This window comes from Anaerolineae bacterium, assembly GCA_013178015.1.
In the GTDB taxonomy this organism is placed as follows: Bacteria; Chloroflexota; Anaerolineae; order DRVO01; family DRVO01; genus Ch71.
Map to the genome: position 1 here is coordinate 1 of JABLXR010000059.1, position 25,537 is coordinate 25,537.

General features: G+C 65.9%; 18 protein-coding genes. 8 read left to right on the forward strand and 10 right to left on the reverse strand.

The window, feature by feature from the left end:
- The 7 genes from HPY83_17430 to HPY83_17460 all read right to left on the reverse strand — a co-directional run.
- Window positions 1-601 (reverse strand): hypothetical protein (locus HPY83_17430; GenBank protein ID NPV09727.1); only part of this gene is annotated, 601 nt, incomplete at its 3' end.
- 50 nt (window positions 602-651) lie between these two features.
- Window positions 652-1,902, reverse strand: coding sequence for a DUF58 domain-containing protein (locus HPY83_17435; protein ID NPV09728.1), 1,251 nt, complete (start codon window positions 1,900-1,902; stop codon window positions 652-654).
- Between the two features lie 177 nt (window positions 1,903-2,079).
- Entirely contained in the window at window positions 2,080-3,165 is a 1,086-nt protein-coding gene (locus HPY83_17440; GenBank protein ID NPV09729.1) for a Gfo/Idh/MocA family oxidoreductase, read from the reverse strand.
- A gap of 94 nt (window positions 3,166-3,259) precedes the next feature.
- Window positions 3,260-5,299 carry an NAD-dependent DNA ligase LigA gene (gene ligA, locus HPY83_17445; protein NPV09730.1) on the reverse strand — a complete coding sequence of 680 codons (2,040 nt, stop codon included), beginning with the start codon at window positions 5,297-5,299 and terminating at the stop codon, window positions 3,260-3,262.
- Window positions 5,283-5,753 (reverse strand): dCMP deaminase family protein, encoded by a 471-nt coding sequence (locus tag HPY83_17450; GenBank protein NPV09731.1) that lies wholly within the window; start codon window positions 5,751-5,753, stop codon window positions 5,283-5,285. The genes ligA and HPY83_17450 overlap by 17 nt, the downstream gene beginning before the upstream one ends.
- Window positions 5,728-6,348, reverse strand: coding sequence for an FAD-dependent thymidylate synthase (gene thyX / locus HPY83_17455; protein ID NPV09732.1), 621 nt, complete (start codon window positions 6,346-6,348; stop codon window positions 5,728-5,730). Before thyX ends, HPY83_17450 begins: the two co-directional genes overlap by 26 nt.
- A gap of 44 nt (window positions 6,349-6,392) precedes the next feature.
- Window positions 6,393-8,882, reverse strand: coding sequence for an alpha-mannosidase (locus HPY83_17460; GenBank protein NPV09733.1), 2,490 nt, complete (start codon window positions 8,880-8,882; stop codon window positions 6,393-6,395).
- Window positions 8,883-8,954: 72 nt separating this feature from the next.
- On the opposite strand from HPY83_17460, the gene radC reads away from it, so the two are divergent.
- From radC to HPY83_17475, 3 genes are read left to right on the forward strand one after another with little or no spacing between them, the layout of a single operon-like run.
- Window positions 8,955-9,668, forward strand: a complete 714-nt coding sequence (gene radC / locus HPY83_17465) for a DNA repair protein RadC (protein NPV09734.1) — start codon at window positions 8,955-8,957, stop codon at window positions 9,666-9,668.
- A gap of 22 nt (window positions 9,669-9,690) precedes the next feature.
- Complete coding sequence (locus tag HPY83_17470) at window positions 9,691-10,242, forward strand: DUF4416 family protein (GenBank protein NPV09735.1); 552 nt, start codon at window positions 9,691-9,693, stop codon at window positions 10,240-10,242.
- On the forward strand, window positions 10,239-11,336 hold the full coding sequence (locus tag HPY83_17475) for a phosphotransferase (GenBank protein NPV09736.1): 1,098 nt from the start codon (window positions 10,239-10,241) through the stop codon (window positions 11,334-11,336). The genes HPY83_17470 and HPY83_17475 overlap by 4 nt, the downstream gene beginning before the upstream one ends.
- Window positions 11,337-11,363: 27 nt before the next feature.
- On the opposite strand, the gene HPY83_17480 is transcribed toward HPY83_17475, so the two are convergent.
- Window positions 11,364-13,001 carry a hypothetical protein gene (locus HPY83_17480; protein ID NPV09737.1) on the reverse strand — a complete coding sequence of 546 codons (1,638 nt, stop codon included), beginning with the start codon at window positions 12,999-13,001 and terminating at the stop codon, window positions 11,364-11,366.
- Window positions 13,002-13,170: 169 nt separating this feature from the next.
- Here HPY83_17480 and HPY83_17485 point away from each other — a divergent pair, with 169 nt between their 5' ends.
- From HPY83_17485 to HPY83_17495, 3 genes are all read left to right on the forward strand, one after another.
- On the forward strand, window positions 13,171-15,510 hold the full coding sequence (locus HPY83_17485) for a YfhO family protein (protein NPV09738.1): 2,340 nt from the start codon (window positions 13,171-13,173) through the stop codon (window positions 15,508-15,510).
- Between the two features lie 249 nt (window positions 15,511-15,759).
- Window positions 15,760-17,367 carry a chaperonin GroEL gene (groEL, locus tag HPY83_17490; protein ID NPV09739.1) on the forward strand — a complete coding sequence of 536 codons (1,608 nt, stop codon included), beginning with the start codon at window positions 15,760-15,762 and terminating at the stop codon, window positions 17,365-17,367.
- 31 nt (window positions 17,368-17,398) lie between these two features.
- Window positions 17,399-19,285, forward strand: a complete 1,887-nt coding sequence (locus HPY83_17495) for a hypothetical protein (GenBank protein ID NPV09740.1) — start codon at window positions 17,399-17,401, stop codon at window positions 19,283-19,285.
- A 75-nt stretch (window positions 19,286-19,360) separates the two neighbouring features.
- On the opposite strand, the gene HPY83_17500 is transcribed toward HPY83_17495, so the two are convergent.
- Complete coding sequence (locus tag HPY83_17500; GenBank protein NPV09741.1) at window positions 19,361-20,362, reverse strand: dihydrodipicolinate reductase; 1,002 nt, start codon at window positions 20,360-20,362, stop codon at window positions 19,361-19,363.
- 208 nt (window positions 20,363-20,570) lie between these two features.
- On the opposite strand from HPY83_17500, the gene HPY83_17505 reads away from it, so the two are divergent.
- Window positions 20,571-22,175, forward strand: a complete 1,605-nt coding sequence (locus tag HPY83_17505; GenBank protein NPV09742.1) for a response regulator — start codon at window positions 20,571-20,573, stop codon at window positions 22,173-22,175.
- Here HPY83_17505 and HPY83_17510 read toward each other — a convergent pair.
- Window positions 22,168-23,265 carry a hypothetical protein gene (locus tag HPY83_17510; GenBank protein NPV09743.1) on the reverse strand — a complete coding sequence of 366 codons (1,098 nt, stop codon included), beginning with the start codon at window positions 23,263-23,265 and terminating at the stop codon, window positions 22,168-22,170. The genes HPY83_17505 and HPY83_17510 overlap by 8 nt on opposite strands.
- Before the next feature lie 304 nt (window positions 23,266-23,569).
- On the opposite strand from HPY83_17510, the gene HPY83_17515 reads away from it, so the two are divergent.
- Entirely contained in the window at window positions 23,570-25,519 is a 1,950-nt protein-coding gene (locus HPY83_17515) for a peptidase S8 (protein ID NPV09744.1), read from the forward strand.
- Window positions 25,520-25,537 lie beyond the last annotated feature (18 nt).

Genomic DNA, 25,537 nt, shown 5'->3' on the forward strand with positions numbered 1-25,537 from the left:
GGGCCCAGGTGGGGCGCTGGGAAGCCAGGAAGCTGTTGATGCTCAGAGCCGCACCTAGCACCGCCATCCCCAGCGAGGCCCGCCACTGCCGGAATACCTGCCAACTAGCGAAGAGGGTGACGGAGTAGAGCCCTACGGAAACCAGCAGGAGCCATACCTGGCGGTCTGCGTTCTGCTGGCCAAAGTAGGCTCGCCAGAACCACACCCAGACCCGGTAGAACATGCCCGCCAGTTGTCGCTCTACGTAGGCGAGCGTCTCCGGAGCCGGCGGGCCCAAGCCCTGCCACTGCCCCCACCGCAGAGCCTCCCACCAACCACCAATTTGAGCCAAGTCCAAACGCACGTAGGCAAGCGGCGGCCAGAGCCCTCCCACGGTGATCAGGATCAACTCAAGACCAAGTACCACCGCTATGGGCGCAGCCATCCATCCGGGCAAGGGGGATAGAGCCAGGACGTAAGCCAGCAGTACCGCCAGAAGTGCATCCCAGATGAGGAAGCCGGTGCCCTCCGCCCAGCCTACTTCATCGATGGCCCCAGCGGCACAGTACGCCAGCGCCAACACCAGAACGAGAGAGAGAACATCACCCGAGCGAGAGGTCACCGAACGGGGTCCCCTCTGCGCGGCAGACCGGAAGGGGAGATCGAGGGCCGTCATGGGTTCGCCGGCGCCGGGCCCGTAACGAGGTAAGCCTTCCCGGTCGCACCCACCCGGAACCGAGGCACTCCGCGGTAAGCGAGCGGCACCAGGTGCTCGAACTCCATTCCCGCCCTCACCACGCGAGCCTGAATGCGAAGCTCCGCCAGCGTTTCCATCATTCCAGATAGGCCCCGCTCGCGACCGTCGAAGGACGAGGCGTCCACCAGGGTTACACTGGCCACCAGGCCCCTGGCAGCGATCCGGGTGAGAGGAGCCATCCACGAGCTATCCGTAGAGGGAGTGACCACGGCCAGGCTGGCCTCCCGCGACGCCATCCGCGCCCACTCTTCTAGCGCCTCCGCCAGAGTGGCGCCCTCGCCAGGCTGCACCGCAGTGAGCGCCCGCATGATGCCCCAAGTGTGGTTCAGCCCCACGTTGGGTCGGATGAGCACGCGTGCGTTGCCGTCGCAGAACAGGCCCACGGGCCGGTTGTCCCTCAGGACCATGTGCGCCAGTGAAGCGGCCACGATCACCCCATACTCGGCTGTGCTCTCCTCTTCCTGTCCCGCCTGAACCCGAGCGTCCAGGTCGAGCAAGATCCAGAGAGAGCCACTGGGCTCGCGGTCGAACTCCTTTACGTAGAGCTCGCGCATCCGGGCCGCGGTGGGCCAATGGATGTGGCTGAGGCTATCCCCGGGCACGTACTGGCGGACCCCGGCCACGTCCACCGTGGTCTCCCGGGCGCGAGCCCGGCTCCGGGAGCTTCCGCTGGCCACGCCCCTAGGTAGGGAGAGTTGGGGGACCCGCACTACTGGCGGAAACACCACTACTTCCCGAACGTCATCGAACACGTGGGTCACTTCGAAGATCGCGAAGGGGTCACCCGTGCGTAACTCCCAGGGGCCGAGCTGGAAGTGCCCTCGCAGTCGGCACACTGAGCGCGTCCGCCAGGACCGCCGGCCCCGGCCGGGAGCGCTCTCCACCCGCGCCGCTTCGTATCCCGGCACGGTGGAGTGGTCCACCACTTCCGCCCAGACCACCGGAAGCCAGGAGTCATTCTCCAGGACGAACTCTTCTTCCAGCAAGTCCCCAACCTGGGCCCAGGACCACAGCACTCGTCGCTGCGCATAGAGCCGGGTCCGGAGCTCTCGTGCCCAGTAGGCAGATACCACGTTGGCCAGGAAGACGCCCGTCATCATGTACTGCCAGACGAGCGCCGGGTTGGTCGCCTGGAGCAGGACGAGCACCACCAGCAGCGCCGGCAACCACGGGCTGTTGAGACGGAGCCTAACACCAGACTTGCCAGTTTGCATATGCTGGTAATGTATCAGAACCCTCGAAGTAGCGCTAACGGAGGCGAGCCCGGTCTCACTGCGCCCGACCGCCAGCGCACGCGGAGCCGGCCCGGGTGGGCCGGCTCCCAACGCCGCCAGCGCCGTCTGCTATGCGATCTTCACCGTTTCCCCAGACTCAGCCGACTCATAGATGGCATTCAGTATCCTGGCCACGGTAAGCGCCTCTTCGTGCCGCACGAGGGGCTCGCACTCCCCGCGGACGCAGGCTATGAAGTGGGCGATCTCGGTCCAGTGTGGTCGTTGGCCGGGACTGACGTAGATGGTGGAGTCGTACTGCGTCCCGTGCCGCTCGCCGAAGTATCGCACCGGGTAGTCCTTGCCGTAGCGCGAGGAGATCTCGGCGCCACCCTCGGTGCCCAGGAAGCGCAGGTAGTTCTCTCCCTGCTCGCTGACATAGGCAGCCCAGGAGACTTCCAGAGTGAGCACCGCTCCGTTCTCGAAACGGATGAAGGCCGTGGCCAGATCGTCTACATCGAAGGTCTGCTTCCCTTCTCGGTAGATGTCGGCACCCCAGTTACCCAGGGCCATGCCCCGGGGTCCGAACTTGGCGTACGTCATCCCCGTCACCGAAACGGGCTTGGGGAATCCCGCCACCCACAGGGCCAGGTCCAGGTAGTGCACGCCAATGTCCAGCAGTGAGCCCCCTCCGGAGAGCTTCCTAGTGGTGAACCAGGAGCCATACCCGGGGATTCCCGTTCGGCGCAGCCACCCCGCCTTGAGATAGTATATCTCTCCCAGAAGCCCATCCTCTACGTACTTCCGCAACGCCGCCGTGTCCGGTCGGAAGCGGTTCGTCATACCGATGAGGAGCACTCTGCCCGTCCGGGCGGCAGTCCCGATCATGGCCTCGGCGTCAGGGACCCTGACGGACATGGGCTTTTCACACAGCACGTGAAGGCCCGCCTCCAAGGCAGCGATGGTCTGCTCCGCATGAAAGGCGTTTGGACTACAGATGCTCACCGCATCGATGCCGTTGCCCGCGATCAGGTCGCGGTAGTCGGTGAAAGCTTGAGGTATGCCGTACCGGTCCGCCACGGCCTGCGCCCGTCCCTCTTTGGGATCCGCCACCGCCACCACTTCCACCCCAGGGACAGCCAGGTACGCCGGAATATGTACCTGAGACGCGATCGCTCCGGCACCGATGACACCCACCCTGATCTTCCCGTCAGCCATGTCTGATCCCCCTGCAGGCCTGCTCCCGGCTACGGAAGGGGCAGTCAGGCCCAATAATGGTGTGACCAAGTCTGCCGAGCTGAAGCTCGACGGCTCAGCCTGAATCCCCCTCAACGCGCAACAGCCGACGCAGCCCCGCCTGGTCAATTATGCTGACACCCAGCTCGCGGGCCCGGTCGAGCTTGGATCCCGGATCCTCGCCCACGACCAAGTAGTCGGTGTGGCTCGAGACGCTCTCGGTCACCTTGCCGCCCGCCTCGGCTATCAATCGGCTAGCTTCGGCCCGGCTCAGGTCAGGGAGCCTCCCCGTCAGCACGAAGCTGAGGCCCGCCAGTGGCCCCTCCCTGGGGGCCTGCCCGGCCTGCGACAGGCGTACCCCCGCGAGGCGCAGTTTCTCCACCACTCGTCGGTTGGACTCCTGAGAGAACCACCCCCTCACGGCGGCGGCAGTGTGAGGCCCCATGCCATGCACCGCCTCGATCTCCCCCTCGCTGGCCCGGGCCAGTCGGTCAATGGAACCGAAGTGCTCCGCCAGGGCCTGAGCTACCACCGTGCCCACCCGACGTATCCCGAGAGCGGTTAGCACTCTCCAGAACGGGCGCTGCTTCGACGACTCGATTGCGGCCAGCAGCCCCCGGGCTCTCTTCTCCGCGAACCCCTCGAGGCGCAGAAGCTTCTCCTCGGTGAGAGAGTAGAGGTCCCCAACGTCCTGCACCAGGCCGGCTCTCACCAACTGCTGAGCCACCTTCTCGCCCAGACCCTCAATGTCCATCGCCCCGCGGGAGGCGAAATGCTCCAGGAGCCGGGCCAGCTGAGCGGGGCACGCTGAGTTGGTGCAGTACGTGGCCGCCTCATCTGGCAGCCGCGTAAGCGGCTCGCCGCACGACGGGCACCGCGAGGGCATGACGAAGGGCTTCTCCTCCCCCGTGCGCCGGCTGATGATGGGACCGATTACCTGAGGGATCACGTCACCGGCGCGGGCAACAGTCACGAAATCGCCGATGCGTATGTCGCGACTGCGGACGTAGTCTTCGTTGTGCAGAGTGGCTTGCTTCACCACCACCCCCCCGATGTTGACCGGCTCCAGCACGGCGTATGGGGTCACCACTCCGGTACGACCCACGTTGACGCCGATGTCAATCAACCGAGTGACCTCCTCGCGCGGCGGGAACTTGAGCGCGATGGCCCAGCGCGGCGCCCGACCCACCACCCCCAGGCGGTCCTGCAGCTCGAAGTCGTTGACCTTGAGTACCATTCCGTCGGCCTCGAAGGGAAGCTCCTCTCGGCGAGACATCCAGTTGGTGCAGTACTCAAGCGCCGCCTCGATGGTGGCGAAGAGCCGCGCGTCGCCCGAGACCGGCAACCCCATCTTCTCCACCAGCCGGAGGGCCTCCCACTGCGACCGCAATGTTACGCCCTCTACCCGACCCACTCCGTACGCTAGGAACGCCAACGGACGGCGAGCCGTGATCTGTGGGTCCAGCTGCCGGACGGAGCCTGCGGCCGCGTTGCGGGGGTTGGCAAACACCGGCTCGCCCCGCTGCGCACGGCGCTCGTTGAGTCGTTCGAATGCCTCCAGGGAAAGGTAGACTTCGCCCCGGACCTCCAGCAAGGGCGGAGGTTCCGGGCCATCGCCCGGCGGTATACGAAGAGGAATGGAGCGTATGGTCCTGACGTTCGCGGTGACGTCCTCCCCGGTGAAGCCGTCGCCGCGCGTGGCGCCCCGGGTGAGCACACCGTCCTCATATAGCAGGCTGATGGCCAGGCCATCCACCTTGGGCTCTACCACCAGCTCTACCTGGCCTTCGGGCCCCAGGCCTAGCAGGCGGCGAACGCGCCCGAACCACTCCCGCACCTGCCGGACGTCGAAAGCATCGTCGAGGCTGAGCATGGGAAGCTCGTGGTTGACCGTCTCGAACTGAGGCAGGGGCTTGCCTCCCACCCGTTGGGTGGGCGAATCCGGGGTCACCAGCTCTGGGTACTCGGCCTCGATCTCCTCCAGACGCCGTAGAGCCCGATCGTACTCGGCATCACTGATCTCTGGCTGGTCCAGGACGTAATAGCGGTAGGCGTGGTAGTTGAGGAACTCTCTCAGCGACCGCGCCTCTTCCCGGATCTCATCGGGCGCAGGCATCGGTCACCTCCGGAAGCCACCGTTCCACCGGTATGAGAGAGAGGATCTCCTTGGCCAACGGATCGGGGTAACTGCTTTCGTATACTACTCGCGCGATCCCCGAGTTGATGATGCTCTTGGCGCAGGCCGAGCAGGGATACACAGTCGAGTACAGGGTCGCCCCCTCGATGGCGATCCCGTACCTGGCGGCGAAGTTGATGGCGTTCTGCTCAGCATGCGCCCCGCGGCACAGCTCCATGTTGCTCCCCGACGCCACGTGTTCGCGAGCACAGCCGATGTCCAGGCAGTGAGGGTGTCCGGCCGCTGCCCCGTTGTACCCGGTGGATACGACTTGCTTCCCCCGCACTATCACCGCTCCGACCTGGCGGTGCAGGCACGTGCTCCGGGTAGCGACCACATGGGCTATGCGCATGAAGTAGGTGTCCAGGTCAGGCCGTTCTTCTCGCTCGTTCATCCATCAGATCTCCAAACACGCTTGGCGCCTGCTCGTGCAATGCCTCCAGCACCCGCCACGCCACTTCCCTGATCTCCCACTGCGCTGCCGGGTCCAGGCCCCTGAGCTTGATGAAGTGCCGCCAGGAGCGGAAGTTCATGGTCACCACGATGCGCGTGGCGGTCGCGTTCGGTAGCACAAAACGAGCGTCCTCCTTGCGCACTCCCCGCTCACGCAGCTCCCGGTACGCCGCGCCCACGGTGTCGCAGAACCGCTCGAAGGCCGCCGAAGCCTCAGGGTCAGCCGCCACCGAAGGAGGCACCACGAATTCCGGATCGGCCATGTCCACGTAACGCTGGCTCTCCTGGCTGTAGCTGGCAATGCGATGCCGCACCAGCTGATGACTACACGCCCGCGATATCCCGCTTATGTCAAACGTGGCCGATGCGTGCTCAATGATGCTTTCGTGTCCCTCGGAAATGCGCCGGCGTATGAATTCCCCGGCGTTGCCTCTGGGCTCACTGCGATAGCACGCCCGGCCGGCCTGCTCGATGAGCTCCTCGGGTGTGCCCTGGCCCCCGAGATACTTAGTGATAGCTATGAGCTTGACGTCCACTACCCCTCCAACCGACCCATGATGCGAGCGCCAGAAGGCGCGCCTCAGAGCCGCAACGAGGCGGAAAAACCTCCTGGAACCGGCTCCTCAAGTAAGTTCACCTCGGTTGCCGTAAGGCTGCCCTCGGCCGCTTCTACCGCGAGCGTCTTGATCTGGTAGTGCCCTAGCGGGACCTCCAGCAGCGCCCCCCACAAAGGGAACCCCAGTCGAGCGGTGCAGTCCCGCCCGCACGTCTCCACCAGGCGGATCACCAGTGCCTCGGAGTCCTCGGCCCGCTTGAGGGCCCCCACCTCCACGCCGTCCGTCGGGCACTCCAGGAAGGACCACGTCGGTGGCAGGCCTCCTTGGCGCGGGGCCACCGGAAGTCTCAGCACGGGGGCATTCAGGCGGTGAGCTTCGCGAACTGTCCCGGCCTCGCGCCACGAGTCGCGGTGCGGCAGCAGCCAGTACCGCACCGTCTGCTCCCCCTGGTCGATAAAGGCATACGTCTCAGTGGGGTCGAACGGTCGCGGATCGTGAAACGCGTACGGCGGCGACCGCAATATGGTCATGCGCAGCTCCGTATCGGTTCGCTCGCGACCTCGAACGGGGATCCTCTCGTCCATGCTGAAGGCGTACTTAGAGTCGCTGATCAGGCTCACTCCGTAAGGCACCGGCCGCCCATCCCGGGCCAGGGCCACTCCGGTAGCATCCACCCAGGTCTGCCCGGGCTCCTCCTCGCCGTTGGGCACCCGCATGGTGACGCCATAGGGCACTTCGTAGGTGCACACCGGGTACTCGACGGCCACTGGGAACGCCACCTTCAGCGCTTTGCGCGTGTCGTGCCAATCCACCGTCAATTGTACCGCGACCGGCCCCTCACCCGCATGGAGGCTGACCCGCTCTTCCGCCCAGGAGCGGCCGTACCGCCGCCGGACGAGGAGCGACGCCCGCAACGGTCCTGATTCCACCACCTCTACGCTGGCCTCGCCGAACCGCCCCACCTGCGTGTAGTAGCCAGTCACGCCGTGGCTCCAGGTGTCGCTGGGGTCGTCCAGCACCACCAAAGCGTTGCCCGGCTGCGATAGCACCTCCACGCCCTCCTTCTTGTCCAAGAGCGATATCCACTCTCCGGTGGCACGGTCGACCTCCAGCCGCCACCGGCCGTTCTCCAGCGTACTCCCCCGCGCCCGGGCCGGTCCCTCCGGCACGATTGCCTGACCCGGGCTTGCCGCCAGGTGGATGCAGGCCACACCCAGGGCGGGCACCGACGCTCGAACCAGAAGCTTGCCGTCATGAGCCCGCTGTGCCGGAACGGGTGAACCGGCGACCATGGCGCCCTCTGGCTCTCCCTCCAGCTCGATGAGGGCAGTAGCCTCCCAGGAGCAGGGGTTGAACACCAGCGTCGGCTCCCCCTCGCCCCGGCAATCCGTGACCGCCGCCAGCCTGGCCAGCGCTGCCCGTGCCACGCCCTCCGCCATTCGGTCCGCCTCGGCGTGATCCTCGGCCACCTCGCGGTAGGCCTCGGGAATGGAGGTTCCCGCCAGGATATCGTGGAACTGGCTAAACAGAACCAGCCGCCACGCCTCCTCGAAGGCGCCGTTCCCGGCAACCGGCCCGCCCGCCAAAGCCGACGCCACCGCGTTGGCTTTCTCCGCCGCGACCAGCTTCTGTTCGGCCCGCCGATTCCAGCGCTTGACGTTCGACTCCGCCGAGTAGCAGCCGGGAGCGTGGTGCTGCAGATCGTTGCGACGGGTTCCGTAATCGTCCCGCGCGGCGGCAGCCCGGTCGAAGAACTCCCGCAGGGAACCATGCCTTATCTGGGGCAGGTCCTGACGAGCGGCCACGGCCCTGATCGAGTCCAGGTTGGCCCGGGTCGGCCCGCCACCATGGTCACCGACGCCGTAGAAGCAGAGCACGCCGCCGGCGCGCTCCGGAGCGTGCACCACGCTCCTCACGATCCAGTTCTCGATCTCTCCTGCCCAGGTGCCGTAGTGGTTGGGCGGGCGGCAAGCCAGAACCCGGGAGCCGTCGGGCGACTGCCACCAGTACAGCTCCTCGTCCAGGCTCACCTCCCGCCGCGGGTCGGGCCGGAAGTATACGTACGAGTCCATTCCAGCGCCTCGCAGCAGTTGGGGCAAGGTGCCGGCATGGCCGAAGCTGTCTACGTTGTAGCCCACGGTGGCGCGAACGCCCAAGCGGGAATGGAAGTATCGCTGGGCATAGAGAAGCTGGCGCACGAATGCTTCGCCACTGGGGAGGTTGCAGTCGGGCTGCACCCACATGCCACCCGCCACGTGCCAGCGACCGGCCGCCACCAACTCCCGGATTCGCCCGAAGAGCACCGGATCGTCCTCCTCCACCCAGGCATACAGCTGGGCCTGTGCCGACGTAAACAGCATCTCCGGGTACTCCGCTAGAAGGTCAACCACGGTGCGAAAGGTGTCGAGCGTGACCTGCCGGCCTTCAGACCTGGTCCACAGCCAGACCGGGTCTATGTGTGCGTTGCCGATCATGTATACCGTCAGTGCCGGTCTTGCGTCCTGATCCGCCATGTACTCTCCCTCGCATGACAGCCTACATCTTCTCCTGGTAGAATCCCCTCAAGCACACTGGGGACTCGCTCCATGCATCCAGAAGACCCGCAACGCCGCTACTCGCCCACCATCAAGGAGCTGCCCGAGACGGAGCGCCCCCGCGAGCGGCTCCAAGCCTACGGCCCGGGAGTCCTAAGCACGCCGGAGCTGCTCGCCATCATAGTGCGGACCGGCTCCCGCGGCGAGAACGCCGTGAGTCTGGCCACCCGGATCGTAACCCACTTCGGCGGGTTGTCCGAGCTGGCTCGAGCTTCGGTGGAAGAACTCGCCGCCGTTTATGGTGTCGGTATCGCCAAGGCTTGCGAGATTCGGGCCGCGCTGGAACTGGGGATCAGGCTGGCCGCCTCGGTGGACGACCTCAAACCGGAGATCCGAGGGCCGGGCGACGCCGCAGGCCTGGTCTTGACCGAGATGAGCCTCCTTACCGAGGAGGAACTGCGAGTCCTGGTTCTCGACACCAAGAACCAGGTGCTTGCCATCCAGAAGGTCTACCGTGGCACAGTCAGCGGCTCGCCCGTCCGGGCTGCCGAGGTCTTTCGAGAGGCCCTCCGACGCAACGCCCCAGGACTGATCGTGGTCCACAACCACCCTAGTGGCGACCCCACGCCCTCACCGGAGGACGTGCAGACCACCCAGCGGCTCTACCAGGCCGGCAACCTGCTAGGGATCGAACTGCTCGATCATCTGATCGTGGCTGGGGGGAGGTTCGTGAGCCTCCGGCAGAAGGGCCTCGGCTTCTCATAGCGTGCAAGGGAGGGCTTTTGCCATGGGTGAGCCGCATCGGCCGCCTCCGGCGCGCCTGGTGGTGGGTATGCTCAGCGCCGATGAGGCGCTAATGGGCACCGTCGCGAAGGAGCTCGCAGAGCTGTTCGGGCCGATTGACTATCGCAGCCCTCTCATACCCTTCACCCAGACCACCTACTACGACCACGAGCTGGGCACTCCCATCTTCCGCCGCTTCCTATCCTTCTCCGACCCGTTCCCTCCAGATGGCCTGGCGACGGCCAAGCTTCTCACCAACTCGGTCGAGCAGCGCTATCGCCTCCGCGGAAACCGGAGGGTTAACCTCGACCCTAGCTACCTAACTCTGGCCAAACTGGTGCTGGCTACTACCAAGGATCACGCTCATCGCATCTACCTAGGCCAGGGCATCTACGCCGAAGTAACCCTGCACTATCGCGGCGGCACCTTTGAGCCCTGGCCCTGGACCTATCCCGACTACCGGACCCCGGAGTACCTCGCTGTCTTCCACGAACTGCGTGCTCGCCTGGCCAGTTCGTCCCGGAGCCCGGATCTGACCGAGGGGAGAACTCCGTGAACGCGATGACCGTGCCCGAACCCCCCGATTGGACGCGCATCCTAGCTCACTTCGACATAGGGGCCGTGCGCTCTCTCCGGCCTGGCGGGGGGACGGCCGCCCCCAAGGTCCTGGTGGAGACAGACAGGGGATGCTTCCTTCTCCGAGCCCGAAGGCCGCAGTCATCTGCGGACGACGTGGTCGCCTTCGACCATTCCCTCATACGGGGACTGGCAGAGGCGGGCCTACCCACGGTGGCTCCCTTGCCCTGTCGCCCCAAGCCGGCCTCGGGCTATCAGGCGCGAGCCACATGGCTGCGCCAGGGCGCGGTGGCCTACGAGGCCTTCCCCTTCATCGAGGGGCTGGAGCAGTTCCACCCCGGGGATCCCGATCAGATTGCCTCAGCCGCCCAGCATCTGGCCCGCCTTCATCGCGTCACAGAGCACCTGCGTCCCGAGGGACATAAGCCCTGGAGACGTGAGCACGAGATCGGCACCATGGCGGAGACACTCAGGCGAGCCCTGGAGGCAGCCGAGGCGGGGCACGACCGGATACATGAGGCACAAGGGATGCTAGTGGCCGCCGAAGCCCTCCGAGAGCAGCTGACCGAGGAGCTGGTTGCCTCCCTGCCCCGCGTCATCATCCACGGCGACTACACTCCGGCGAACGTGATGTTTCGCGGCTCACAGGTCGGCGGCATCTTCGATTTCGACTGGGCCTCGTACCAGCCCCGCCTAGTGGACGTGGGCGAGGCACTGCAGTTCTTCGCCTTCCGGCGGGAGACCCCCATAGACCCCGACAGCATCTGGTCCCTGGTACAAGAATGGACCCCAGATGACCAGGGGGCGCACACGTTCCTGCGGGCGTACCAGTCCGTGTGGCCCCTATTGCCTCAGGAGGCACAGGCGTTGCCGCTCTTCATGTGCGAGACCTGGCTCGGGATCAGGATCAGGGCCATGCGCAAAGTGGAGCCTGGAGAGCGGCTGCGGATTCTCACCGAAGGTGGGCTGGGCCCAACAAGGTATCTGGAACAGGCCGCCGCTCACCTCCGCCGTCTGGTGGAGGTAACGCGGCCCTGCGCCACGGCAGGGCACACTGCGTCTGCCCGGGGATAGAGAGCAGCTGAGACGCCTGAAGACGCGCTACGCGGCCGCTCCCTTAGGGTCCGCGTAGACTGCTCGGTCAGCGCCGTATAGAGCATCCCAGTTGCGGGCCCACTCCAGGGCAGCGTACACCTCTTCCATGGCCGTGCTCAGCGTTTCCCGCACTATGGTGACCGCGGGCAGCACATTGGGGCTCACCCCCTTAAGGGGGCGGTGCTGAGCATGGACCAGCGGTCCTGCGCCCGCCCGATTGAGGGGATCGGCCACGGCGGAATAGGCCACGCTTCGACCCCACCGGCCAACAGCGAGCTGGAACTCGGCCGAGTCGGCCCGGCAGTGAGGCTCGAAGATGGGAGTGAGGCTGGGCACGTAGTCCGCATGCCCGTCCCCCAGCAGCACCATGTCCTCGCTTATGTCGCACAGCTCGCGTACCAGAGCCTTCCAGCCAGCATAGAAGTCGCCCCTAGGATCGGGCGCGTAGATCTGCATGTCCGCTAGGAAGAAGCCATCTACCCCATAGGTGCGCACCAACCGCTCGCAGTTCTCGACCACCCAGCCTCTGTGAGGCTGGCACCAGGGGTTCATCAGGACCCAGCCGCTCTCAACAAACCCATCGCCATCCCAGTCCCGCGCCGGATAGGTTACTGGCCCGCTGTAGAAGCCCACCGCCTGACAGGAACGACGAGCGGGGTCCATCGCTATTGACTCCGAAGCGGCTACTGGGTTGACGTGGAGCACCACCTTGGCGCCGAGGGCGTGGGCCGCTCCTACCACGTCCTGTAAGCTGGCGCTGACCGCCAGCTCTCTCGCCGGCTCCAGCCTGGGGTAGTCCCTCATGAAGGGGCCATCCCAACCCACGAGGTAGATCACTGCCCGGTTAAGGTTGCCGTGCCGGGAAAGCAGTTTCAGAGCCTTGATCATGCGGGCAAAGTCGAGGTGCACCAGACCGTTGAAGTCCACGCCGCTAAGCTTGATCACCAGGTCGCAAGAGCGAGCCCAAGGGGGCACATCCTGACGGCAGTCGAACCGGGTGAGCCCGCGAACGGCCGCCAACTCCGAGCCGTGCTCCTCCAGTTCCGTCATCAAGGAGCGGGTGGCGCGTAGCCGCCAACGGCTGCCGGAGAACTCGGCTCCGTACCTGGGGGCATAGGCTTCTTCGTAGAGCATCAATTCGGTGTCGCCCTCCGGCCGCAGGCGAGCCGAGAAAGCCTTGCGGGACACCGGCTCCGGCACACATCGGGCCACGAATCGAGGAACTCCGCTGCTGTCCGGCTGCAGCCAGACGAAAGGCGTCGCCCAATCCGTCGGGTATTCGCGCGGGCGATGGCGCGCGCCGATGCGAATATGCCCGTCCTCCGTCACGCAACGCAGAGAACCGGAGGGCAGTCCCTGCACCACCGTCTTCACGGCGCGCACCCGCTCCGGGTGCGCTACCGTCACCCAGTAGTCCAGCCCCGCAGGGCGGGGCTCCAGTCGTATCCTGGCGCGGAACGCTCGGGAAACGGCAGTGTCCCAGCCCAGCCCAGTCTCGGTGGCCAGGGTGACCCCGTTTGCATCCCGGGTGGCAACCAGGTTCAGGAGCCGGTACGAGGTGCGCTCGGTGTGGACCAGCCACTGAAGGGTGAGCGAGCCGAACTCCACCTTACCGTCAGCCAGCCGGCCGAGACTCAACTCCAACTGCTGCCTCCTCAACTCAGGGACCACGCAATCACAGTCTCGCGTAGAATGCCAACGACAGTCTTCTTATAGCGCCGCCCGTAACCGACGTCAAGTAGGGCCCCCTGATGCCGTTGCCTGTCCCGGGGTGACCGCCTATAATCGCGCCCAGTCCCTTGAGGCCAGCAGCTTGATCCTTCTCTACCTGTCGTTCTTGCTCCTAGCTGTCGCCACTTCTTTCGCGCGGCTCCGTCGGTCGGCCGTAGCACTGGACCTAAGCGCCTGGCTGCTCCTCGGGTTCATGGCCGTAGGCTTTCACTGGCGGCTGGTGACCGGCGACGCTTTCGCTCCGGCTGGCGGGGGCGACCTAGCCTCCTTCCTCTACCCGTACTACACCTTCGCCGCTCGCTCCTTGCAGCGGGGGCAGATTCCCCTGTGGAATCCCTACGTCTTCTCCGGTATGCCGTTCATTGGCGATGTCCAGAATGGCTTGCTCTACCCGCCCAACTTGGCCCTGTTCCTGTTGCAGCCCCGTCTCACCTATCCCGACATGCAGGCCATGAGCGTGCTTCATCTCTGGCTCGCCGGCGGGCTCACCTTCACCTGTCTGCACCATCTTCCCGGGCTTGGCCTAGGCAGAGGTCCCGCCCTCCTCGGTGCCACCGCCTTCATGTTCTCCGACATATTCGTGATGCACTTCGGCAACCTCAACCTGATCGCGGTGGCCGCCTGGCTTCCCCTGGTATTCCTGCTGTTCGCTCAGTCGCTGGAGCGGCAATCGGCGGCGCTGGCCGGCTGGGCAGGGGCGACATTGGGGATATCGGCTCTGGCCGGCCACATTCAACCCACGATCTACAACGGTCTGTTCCTGGCGCTGCTGGCCCTACACCGCACCTGGGTAGGAGTGATGGCTCGCCAGGGAAGGCGGGGGCTCTGGCCTCTGGCCCTTCTGCTGGTCGCCGCCATGGTGGCGGCAGCCGTGTCTGCCCCCGTCATGGTGCCGTCTCTGGTGCTCAGCGGTCACACCGTTCGCGCTGATTTCACCTACTGGCAAGCCTCGCGTTACTCCCTAACGCCGTTTCGCACCCTGGGCCTCTTGATTCCCGACCTGACCGGAAGGGATCCGTCCCAATACTGGGGCTTGGGTGATCGTGTCGAGACGGGCTACCTCGGACTGCTGCCGCTGCTTCTGGCCCTCTTTGCCACCTGGCGACTGGTTCATCGCCCTTGGGCCCGGTTCTTCTCCCTGGCGGCTGTCTTCTTCTTCGCCCTGGCCCTGGGCGATACCCTCCCGGTCCACGGCTGGCTGTTCCGGTTGGTGCCCGGACTGGGGCTGCTCCGGGCCCCGGCGAGGGCGCTGTACCTGACCGACTTCGCCCTGGCGGGCCTGGCGGCGATGGCCTGCCACTCCCTAGCCCAGTCCAGCGGCGCCCGCCTACGACGCTCGTCGGCGCGGTTCGCCAGGGCAATTGCTCGGGTGGCCCTGTATGCCTTGCCTGCTGCCCTTGCGGCCTCCCTGCTGGCCCTTCTGCTGCTCCAGGACCGTGACCCGGTGATTTTCGCCCGCGCCTGGGGTGTGGTTGGCAGCCTGTCGCGGGCAGCGCTGTTCCTGAGTGCCTCACTCGCCGTGTTGTGCAGTGTGCCGCTACTGCTACCCGTTCGACGCCAGACCTGGATGGGAGCGGCCATTGCCCTCACGTTCCTGGACCTGTTCTCCGCCGGGGCGTACCTTGACCTTGGTCGCTCCAGCCCGGCGACTGCGTTCCAGCATCAAGAAGCGGTGAGCTTCCTCAAGACGGATCCTTACCCGCACCGAGTCGACGTGGACCCGAGTGCGTGGTCCCTCTGGCCGCCTAACCTCGGCTGCGTGCACGAAATCGAGCACGTCCGCGGGGTCCCCAATCCCATGGAGCTGGCCCGCTACCAAAGCTTCCTGGAGCTCACCGGGGACCGCAGCTCGAGGCTCTACCAACTCCTAGGAGCCAAGTACCTGGTGGTGGCTAAGGGCGTGGTTCCGCCCGAGCACAACTTCGTGCCTGCTTTCGGGGAGGACCCCGAGGTAGACATCTACCTGAACACCGCAGCCTACCCCCTGGCCGTCGTGGTCCCGGCGTCAGTGTCGGCCGCAGGTCCGGAGGAGTCGGCGGGCATCGTCTCGGCCCCCGACTTTGACCCGACGGGCGTTGTGGTGCTTGAGGGTGAGGCCCCCCAGGTAGCGGCCACGAGTCCTGACCCGGATCTGCACTTCTCGGTCTGGCAGCCGGACCGGATTGGCCTCGGCATAGCGGTACGCGAAGATACCTACCTCGTTCTCTCCCTTCCCTTCGCCCCAGGCTGGAGCGCTACCCTCGATGGCAACCCCGTGCCGGTCTGGCCCGCCGACCTGGCGTTCACCGCGGTGCACGTGCCGACTGGTAGCCACACTATCGAGCTCGTCTACCGTCCACCGCTACTAGTGCCTTCGCTCCTTCTGGCTGTGGCCGCACTGGGAGCGACCGTGGGGCTCACAGCCCGCGAGAGGCGCCGGTAGGTTGCACCATCGGACGAGTCCCGGGCTCGGGCAGCCGGCACGGGGACGGTGTTGGGGCCACCCGATGGCCGAAAGCGGAGCTCTGGCAAGACGGCCGATCGCCGGCACAGATCGGCCTGCCGTTGGCCCTCGGCCGCAAATGACAGAGAACCTGTTGCCGGCCGTGCAGGCGCTGTGCTAGACTCATCAGCATCTTCGGGGCCGCAACCGCGTGCCGGTCATGTTCCTGTCGGAGGGGGGAGTAGAAGGATGGCTTCACGCCCGGACGTTCTTTTCGGCCGGAAGGCGCTCGCCGAGTTCCGGCGGGGTTTCACCGAGATGGCTGAGCTAGCAGCAGTCACCTATGGCCCGCGCGCGGGGCTCGTCGTACACCAGGCCGACCTCCGCCGCGAGCCTGAGTTCATCGGCGATGCCGCCACCATCAGCCGGCGCATCATCGCCCTTCCCGGAGCCGCCCGAGACGCGGGGGCCATGCTGGCCCGCCATTTCATCTGGAAGGTGCGGCAGGATGTCGGTGATGGGAGTGCCATGTCGGCGGTGCTGGCAGGAGCCATACTCACCGAGGCCACTCGCCTCATGGCCGCTGGCTACAACCCTCAGCTCCTCCGCCGCGGCATCGACCGGGCCGTGAACGCCGTCTGCGCCCGACTCAGCGAGATGGCCACTCCTCTGCAAGGAGAGGACGACTACGCCGCCCTGGCCTCAGCCATTACCGGCAACCCGGCGCTAGGCCGGGTCATCGGCGAGGCGGTGGACCTAGTGGGGGCAGATGGGGCCATCACGGTGGAGGAGTTCACCGCTCCCTACTTGGAGAGGGAGTACGTCGAGGGGGCTCGTCTGCGCTGGGGGCTCCTCTCACCCCACTTTGAGACCGATACCATTCGGCATGAGGCTATCCTGGAGCAGCCGTTCGTGTATGTGACCAGCAACAAGCTCCAGGGCGCCCGCGATATCATCCCCGTCATCAACATCGTGAAAGAGGCCGGGGGCAAGTCGCTCCTGGTGGTGGCCGATCAGTTGCAGGCCGACGCCCTGGCCATTCTGTTGGTGAACAATCAGAAGGGCGAACTCAGATGCGCGGCCGTGAAGGTCGAGGCTCTCGGCGAACAGCGCGTCCCCTCCATGGAGGACGTTGCCGTACTGACTGGGGGCAGGATATTACTCGCCCAGCAGGGCCTTGGGTCGCAGGACGTCCGGCTGGAGGACCTGGGTCGGGCCCGGCGGGTGATCGTGCGCCGGAAGGAGACCATCATCGCCGGAGGGGCGGGCTCGTCAGCCGACATCCGCCAGCGCATCCGCCAGATTCGACAGGAGATGAAGCTCAGCGACCTGAGCGAGGACACCTACAAGAAGCTCCGGGAACGCCTCTCCCACCTGAGCGCGGGCGTCGCCATCCTCAAGATCGGCGCCTTCGGGGAGAAAGAGAGAAAGGCGCTGAGGGAGCAGGTGGAGAACACGCTCCTGGTCATCTCCGCCTCCGCCGAGGAGGGAATGGTCCCCGGAGGCGGGGCGGCTCTGCTGGCCTGCACCTCGGCGCTGCGGCGGCTGAGGGCCAACGGCGATGAGAGCCTGGGTGTCGCCATCGTGGAAAGGGCCCTGGAAGAGCCGATCAGGCGCCTGGCCATGAGTGCGGGCCACCACCCACCTCTGGTCATTAATGCCGCCCGACGTCGGGGCCCTGGATATGGCTTTGACGTCTTGAGCGAGCGAGTGGTTGACATGCGGCGGGCTGGCATCAGCGACCCGGCCAAGGTGGTCAAAGCGGCACTGACTACAGCCGCCAGCGCCGCCAACATGACCCTGACTACCGCGGCTCTGGTGCTGCACCGGAAGCCAGAGACCGTGATGGAGCCTTAGCCACGACCCTATCTGTCCAGGAGGAAGTGCCATGAGTGTGAGGGAGTACACCAGTCGGCGACGCTGGCGGCTCGCGGGGCCGGTCCTGGAGGGGGGCACCGTCTACGCCCTGGTGCTCTCGCCCAACAAGGACCAGCACAACCCCTTGATTGCGGGTACGCCTGTGGGCGCGTTCCGGTCACTGAGCCGTGGTGCCCAGTGGTCCTGGGCTAACCGCGGGCTTACCGGCCTACAGGTATCCGCTCTCGCCGCGTCGGCCAATGGCGTGCTCTTCCTAGGCTCTCTGGACGGCACTCTGGCCCGTTCCGTCGACGGAGGTTATTCGTGGGACTGTATGCCCCGCTTGCACGACAGCGGCAGCATCACCTCTCTGGCAGTCTCCCCCGATTACCTGCGCGATGGCACCGTGCTCATTGGTACCGAATCGGGGGGTGTGTTCCGCACTACCGACAGCGGCAAGACTGCCCGCCCGGTTAACTTCGGGCTTCTGGACCTGAGTGTGCTGGCCCTGGCCTGCGCCCCCGGCTGGCCGGAGCGCCCGATAGCCTTCGCTGGCAGCCTGGAGGGCGTCTTCCGCTCCACTAACGGCGGTCGCGCCTGGCGCCCCTCCGGAGACGACCTGGACGGGGTGACAGTCCAAGCCCTTGCTGTAAGCCCCGCCTTCACTCGGGATGGGACCGTCTTTGCCGGCACCGAGGAGGATGGCTTGTATCGCTCCACCGACGGTGGAGACTCATGGGTCCGGGTTGGAGCCGATGTCTTGGGAGACACGGTGAACGCGCTGTGGATCTCGCCCAACTACCGTTCTAGCCCAGTCGTCCTTGCCGGTTCGGCCGGCGGCGGCGTGTATCGCTCAGAAGACGGGGGCAACTCCTGGGTCCGGACTCTTGAGACCGGTGGTGCCGCGCTGGCTCTGGCGGGGGACGGCGAGACAGTGTTCGCCGGCTTCCACGGGGCCGGCGCCTATCGCTCCAGCGATGCGGGGCTCACGTGGGAGGAATGCCGGGAGGGCCTCTTCGCCAACGCTTTCACCCACCTGAGCGTCACCAAGGGTGGAACCCTCTTTGTCGCCGGGCCGGACACTGGTGTGTACACCTCAACTGATGGTACTCGATGGACGGCGATCCCCTCGCTACCGAATCTTGCCGGTCTAGGCTCCCTAGCCGTGTGGCCGCGCTACGAGGAGCGCCCCCTCCTGCTCGCTGCCGACGTCGAGAGCGGCGCATACGTGAGCGAGGACGGAGGTCGCTCCTGGGACCAGACTCTGGAGGAGCAGGTCTCCGCCCTCGCTCTCGAGGAGGACGGCGAGGTGGCCGTGGCGTGGGCCGGCACTACCGACGGTAGGCTGGCGCTCAGCTTGGATGGAGGGCACCAGTGGCAGGAAAGCGCCCCCTTCTCCGGACAGGCCGTCCTTCGGATCGCCCCTTCGGCGGCCTTCGGTCAGGATCACGTGGTGCTGGCAGCCACTCGCGACACCGGATCAGCGGGGTCACCTCTGGTTCTGTGGCGCTCCGATGATGGAGGCCGGAGCTGGCGCCATCTCCTGGAGCAGGACGTCGAGCTGCTGCACGTGAGCTTAATCGTCAGGCCAGGAGAGGCCGGGCGAGCCACGGCAGTCTTTGACCGGTACTGCCTGATCCAAGAGGACGCCGACCAGTGGAAGCGGCTTACCCTGGGCATGGGCGATCCGCCCCTGCTGTCGGTCGCTTCCCGCATGGGAACGGGAGAGGAGTATCTCATCGTCGGATCCACTCAGGGCGTCTTCGCCACCACCGACGGGCAGAACTGGACGCCAATGATGCGTGGCATGGGATACGCTCCCGTGCTGGCCTTGACGCCCACTGTCGGCGGGCGGGAGAGCCCGATATGGGCCCTGGCGCTCGGCGGCATTGTCTGGAAGTGGGATAGAACAGAGTAGAGCGCCCTTCGCGTGGCTCACTGCAGTCGAGGCCCCGACAGAAGTCGGGGCCTCGTGATTCTAGCAGCCGGTGCCCTAAGGCATACAGCCGAAGAACGGCAGATCGAGCATAGTGAGGTACCCAGGAGGGCAGCGCAGGGAGGGCAGCACGGCGTTGGTGACCACGGCGGCAGTGGCTGTGTCCCCAGGGAATCCACCGACCACCTTCACCTGAGCCTCGTGATCCCCCTCGATGGTCACCTCGTCCACCGGTTCGGGAGCCCCAAGGAACATCTCCAGGTGCAGTATCATCTGCGCTCCGCCGCTCAGCTGGCAGCGCAGCTCCTGGCGCAGGCCAACCACCCGACCCGGCGGCACCTGGAAGTACTCCGTGACCACCTCTCGGTCAGCCAGCACCGGCTCTATGCTCCCGCTCTGTTCCAGCACCCGCCGCCCCAGGCCCTTGGCCAGCAGCAGGGCGGATGCCTCCAGCCCTACGTGGCCGAGCCGCCGTGCGGCTACCTCCTTGCGGAACTCCTCCGCTGTCATGCCTGCGCCGATCTTGCGCTGTAGAGGCTCGCGTCGGGTGGACGCGTCCACCACCCGCCGCACCAGGATCCGGTCCACTCGAGCCTGAGCAGCACTTACCACCAGCGGCCACACATCCATGGCGAAACCGGGGTTGATTCCTGTGGCAAGGACGCGCACGCCCGCCTCCTTGCACGCCCGGTCGAGCTGCTCCGTCAGCAACCGCGCCTGAACCGTGGTCGGGTAGCTGGCATCCTCACAGGTGGAGACGACGTTAAGCCCTGCCTGGACCAGTTCCTGGAACTGGGGGTAGACTCGGTCCAGGTAGGAGCCGGTAGCGTGCAACACCACCTCGGGCTGGCAAGCATCCAGCAGTCTAGCGAGCGAAGGCGCTACGCTGATGCCCCGAGGCCCTCCGGCGACCACGTCACTCAGCGGGCGGCCGGCGATGTCGGGTGCCACGTCTACTGCCCCCACTAGGTCCAGCGACTTCTTTGCTGCTGCAGCTGCGGCTATCGCTCTGCCGATGGGGCCCAGCCCGTACGCCGCTACTCTCACCGGTGCTTCCATGTTACCTCCACGGGGGCGCAAGTAGTGCTCGACCAGGCAGAGTAGCCTGTGCCACTTGAGTCGTCAACCCGAGAGCAGGCCAATTGCTGCGACGCCGCCGGCCTCGCGTCAGTGCGACGGAGGAGATGTGTCAGGTCGCATTGCGCCCAGAGAGTGGTTCCCGTAACATACCGGTCATCCCGGTATCACCGTGCCTGCGAGGAGGCCTATGCCCCGAGAGCGCATTCTGGTCGTCGACGACGAGCCAGATGTCCTACGGGTATGCGAGCGTATCCTGGTGGGCAATGGCTACATGGTCAGCACCGTTGGGAGTGGCTTCGAGGCTGTCCAGCTGGCCAGCGCTCAGCACTTCGATTGCCTGCTCACCGACATCAAGATGCCTGGCATGGACGGCCTCGATGTCGCCGAAGCCGCCCGGTCGGTGAACCAACACCTGGTGTGTATCATCATGACCGGCTACAGCACCATGGATACGGCCATCGAGGCGCTCAGGCTGGGGGTTGAGGAGTTCATCATCAAGCCTTTCAGCCCTCAGGACCTTATCACCGCGGTGTCACGGGCGCTGGAAAAGGAGCGACTACGGCAGGAGAGCGCCCGACTGCGCGCTCTGCTGCCCCTGTTCGAGGCCAACAAGGTCTTCATGTCCACCACGGAGCTTCCCCGTCTGGCCCAGCAGGTGGTCAATACCGCCATCGCCGAGCTAAGGGCAGATCGAGCGGTGCTGTTCCTGGGAGAAGAGCCCGCGACTGACGCAACGGGCATCGGTGGCTTCCGGCCCGTAGCGATGCACGGCGTCCACCGCTCGGAGCTGAAGGCCTGGGCCGCTGCCGTCGAAGGGGCCAGCCTGGGAGAGGGGGCGGCGATTCTGCCCGAGACGGCGGTGCCAGAAGCGCTGCGGGGAGTCAACGGCTCCAGCCTTCTAGCCTGCAATATCCACTCGAAGAAGGGAGCTATCGGCGTTCTGGTTCTGAAGCACGATGAGCCGCACAGGGTCTTCGGGGAGGCAGACAGGGAGTTCCTCTCTGTGCTATGCAGCCAGGCCGGGATCGCCTTCGAGAATGCCGCTCTGTTCGAGGAGCTCAGGCATGCCTACGAGGATCTGAAGCAGCTAGACTACATGAAGAGTGAGTTCATCAGCATCGCCGCCCACGAGCTGCGCACGCCCCTCGCCATCCTGATGGGATACGCCGGCATCCTGGAAGGGATGGTTTCACCGGACCAGAAGCCGTTCGCCGGCATCATCCTGCGAAGCGCTCAGCGTCTGAGGGCACTGCTGGACGAGATGCTCGACCTGGAGTCCCTGGAACGAGGCGCATCCTTGATGCGCCTAGAAGCGATCAACCTGGCCGAAGTGGTGGAGGAGACGGTCGAGGCTCTCCGCCCCCTGGCCGATAACCGCGGGCACACAATTCGAGTGGTGCTGCCCGAGGGTGGGTTGCGGCTGACCACCGACCGCGACAAGCTTGGCATGATCCTCACTAACCTGGTCTCCAACGCCATCAAGTTCACGCACAGCGGGGGACAGATCGAGATACGGGCCACCGAGCGGAGCGGATTCGTGCAGGTGGACGTAGAGGACAACGGCATCGGGATCGCCCCATCCGAGTGGGAGCGGATCTTCGAGCGTTTCTACCAGGTCGAGGACTCCCTCACTCGGGAGCACGAGGGCATGGGCCTAGGCCTGAGCATCGCCAAGGGAATGGTAGAGCTACTGGGAGGCCGCATCTGGCTGGACAGCCGAGTGGGCGTCGGCAGCACGTTCAGCTTCTCCATCCCCATATCGCTCAGGCAGACCGACGACAACGCTAGTTAGCCGCCTTGCGCATCACTCGCCGCAGCCGGTGGTCAAGCGCTTCCCGCCTTCCCGGCTGACGAGCCCCTGGCTGACTCAGCGCCCCTTTCACCACCTCCACTGCCGCGGAGTAGTCGTGCACTCGATGCTCGAGGTACTTGGCCAGCTCCACCGCCGCTATCGCCTCTGGATCCGCCCCCGCCTCGATTAGCGCCCGCCAAGCCTCTGCAGCCCTCTCGTGCTCGCCCATCCGCTTCAGCAGGAACCCGAGGCGCTGCATGAGCTCCGCCCGGCGCCTTCCGGTGGCGACCATGAGCGCCCGGCGATAGGCCGCCTCCGCTTCCCGAAGGCACCCGGAGGCTTCTAGCATCCTGGCCGCGCCCATATGGTCCGACGGATGGGTGCATTCTGGCCTCCCTTCCACAGCCGCGGAAGCCGACCCGCTCAGGCCGGCCAGCGACAGAACGTCCAGCAGATTGTGGTAGAAGACCCGCCCCAACTGCTCCACGGCACCGGTGTGGAGGAAGTCGAAGTAGATGCCCGGTATCAGCGCCCCGGGCACGTCTTCCTCGCCGCGTTCCACCCCTAGAATCACCCGCTCTATCGTGCTCAGGCGGCAGTCCGGTACGCGTGCCCGGTACAGATTGCGAGCCGCGTACAGCAAATCAAGGTGAGGCCTACGACTGAGCGCCACGCGCTGTCGCTGCAGAGTGAAGCGGGCCTCGAGGAGGGGCGCATCGAAGCACTTACCGTTGTAGGAAACGAGAAAGGCTTCGTCTCCCAGCCCGGCCCTCACGGCCGCCAGAAAGAGAGGTTCCATGCCCGGACCGGGCAGGAAGTACTGGGTGACCTCAAATGCATCGTCCATGAACCGGCCCACGCCGACCAAGAAGACCAGAGTGCCTGCCGCCGTGCCCAAACCAGTGGTCTCTGTGTCGAGGAAGACAGCTGACGACGGATCCATCACCCTGAGACGGGGGTCGCGGGCCAGCAGCCCAAGGGTCTCGGGCCGAGCCGCTAGCGCGCGCGACAGAGGCTGGCGACCGTGGCTGTGATCGAGGGGGAAAGTGTTCCGGACGGCCAGGAATCCGTCCCGGTCCACCTGCGTCACCGCTTCGCCCCCTGCCAACCGGCAGAGCCGGACCCAGTCGCAGTCACGCTTCTGGACAGAGCTAGGAGTCGGTGATAGTCTGAACCCGCCCAGGCCGCGCAGCGTGCGCCGCAGTCGGTCAGTCGAGGGCTCTACATGGCTCATCTCTGGCTACCGGGACCCGCTCGTACCTTGGGGATAAGTGCTTGCCATAATAGGTCGTGCACGCATGAGTGGTCAACACCGGGTGCCACGGGCACCTGCCTCGCACCTGACCAAGATGACCGCGGCATCCGGTCTGAGCTCAGGAGCTACGCTAGCTGGAGTGCTCCTGACAGTGGCCATGCTTCTGGTGACTTCCTCTCTGCTACTTGGCGCCCCGAGTCTGTCTCCGCTGCAGACACCTCTGGCCACCACCACCTCGACTCCGTCGGCGTTTGCCACCCGCGTCACAGCGCTGGACCAGGCGGACCTGACGCCCGACGAGGATCTAGTATTCCACGGCGAGGCCTACCGGGTTGAGGCCACAGGTGCGAACGGCCAGGCCCTGGCAATGGGCGAGCCCTTCCCCGAGGGCGCCGACCCGCTGGCGTTGGATCTGATCTTCAGTGAGCCGCTACCCGACAGCATTCCCTCCGCCGATCTGTTGGATGTGCACTATTTCGACGGCACTGCCTGGAGCGCGCTCGGGCTCACCCCCAGCGACAATGTGTTCCATGTCGCCGTCAGCCGAGTGGGCGACTACGCCATAGCCGCGCCGGCTCTGCGGGTAGTGGTCGCTCCCGCAGAAGCAACCGTGAGGCGACGGGAGACGGTGCAGTTTTCCGCTCGAGTGCTTTACCCCGGGGGTGAGGAAGCCAGCGGCTATCGGGTGGAATGGCACGCCACCAGCGTGGCTGGCACCATCACTTCCGACGGGCTCTTCCGGGCCACTGGAGCTCACGGTGACTATCCCGGTGCCGTGGTGGCGGCTCTGGGCGGCATAGAAGGCTTCGCCGACATCCACATCGTGCCATGGGAGATCGCTCTACCTCTGGTGCCGCACAACTGGGAGATGCAGCGCTTCCCGAATGATCCCTACTACCCGGTCCAATGGAACCTCGCCCGCATACGCGCCCCTCAGGCCTGGGCGCTCGCCACGGGTGGACCGGCGGTGATTGCCATCATCGACACCGGCGCCGACCTGGACCACCCTGACCTAAAGGCCAATCTGGTCGCCGGATACAACTTCCTCGATCCCCATCTCCCTCCCGACGACGACTCGCTGTATTCCCACGGCACGCATGTGGCGGGGATTGCGGGCGCGGTGGGGAACAACATGCTCGGCGTTGCCGGTACCGCGTGGACCACGCGCATCATGCCACTCAAAGTGCTGGACCGCTACGGGGCCGGCTCCATCGCTCATGCTGCGGCGGCCGTGTACCGCGCCGTGAGCAGTGGCGCCCGGATCATCAACCTCAGCCTGGGCGCCCCCTATGACAGCGAGTACCCGGGAGCGTTCCAGCTTCTGGAAGATGCCATCAGCTACGCGGTGGCCCACGACGTCCTGGTGGTGGCCGCGGCAGGCAACGTGGGGTCCGCCGGGATCAAGATGGGAGACCTCGTCTACCCCGCCGGCTACCCCGGCGTGTTGGGCGTCGGCTCCACCAGCCTCTCGGACCAGATTTCCGGCTTCTCCAACCGGGGCCCTTGGGTCGATGTGGTCGCCCCCGGGGAGTACCTTCGCAGCACCTGTGTGGGCGGCGGATACTGTGTGCTCAGCGGAACGTCCATGGCCACTCCCCATGTGGCTGGTCTCGCCGCCCTGATCTGGTCCCGGTACCCCCAGCTGACCGCCGCCCAAGTGGCGGCAATGATCACGGCTTCTGCCCAAGACCTGGGCGTCCCGGGCTACGACACCACCTTCGGCTATGGCCGGATCGACGCAGGGAAGGCCCTCATCCAGGGGCCGGCCTTGCTGGCGGCGACGACGGTCGCCGAGCAGATCCCTCCCTCACCCACTGCCAGCCTTGGAAGCAGCGTGTTGGACCAGGCAGGCTCAGGACGCTATCGCCCGGGGGTGCTGCTGGTCGATGCCGATGCCCCCACCCTGGCTCGCCTGCGAAGCTCGCTCCCTGAGGCGGCCATCCGAGCCATGGAGATGGACACGGGAGTGCCCGGCTTGGCGCGCCTGCACGTCCCCGAGGGCACTGAGGCGGAGATGCTGGAGCGGCTCTCCCGCCTGCCCGGCGTTCGAGCCGTCTACCTGGACACGTACGTCTACGCCATGTGGTAGGGGCGCCCGGCCACGAAC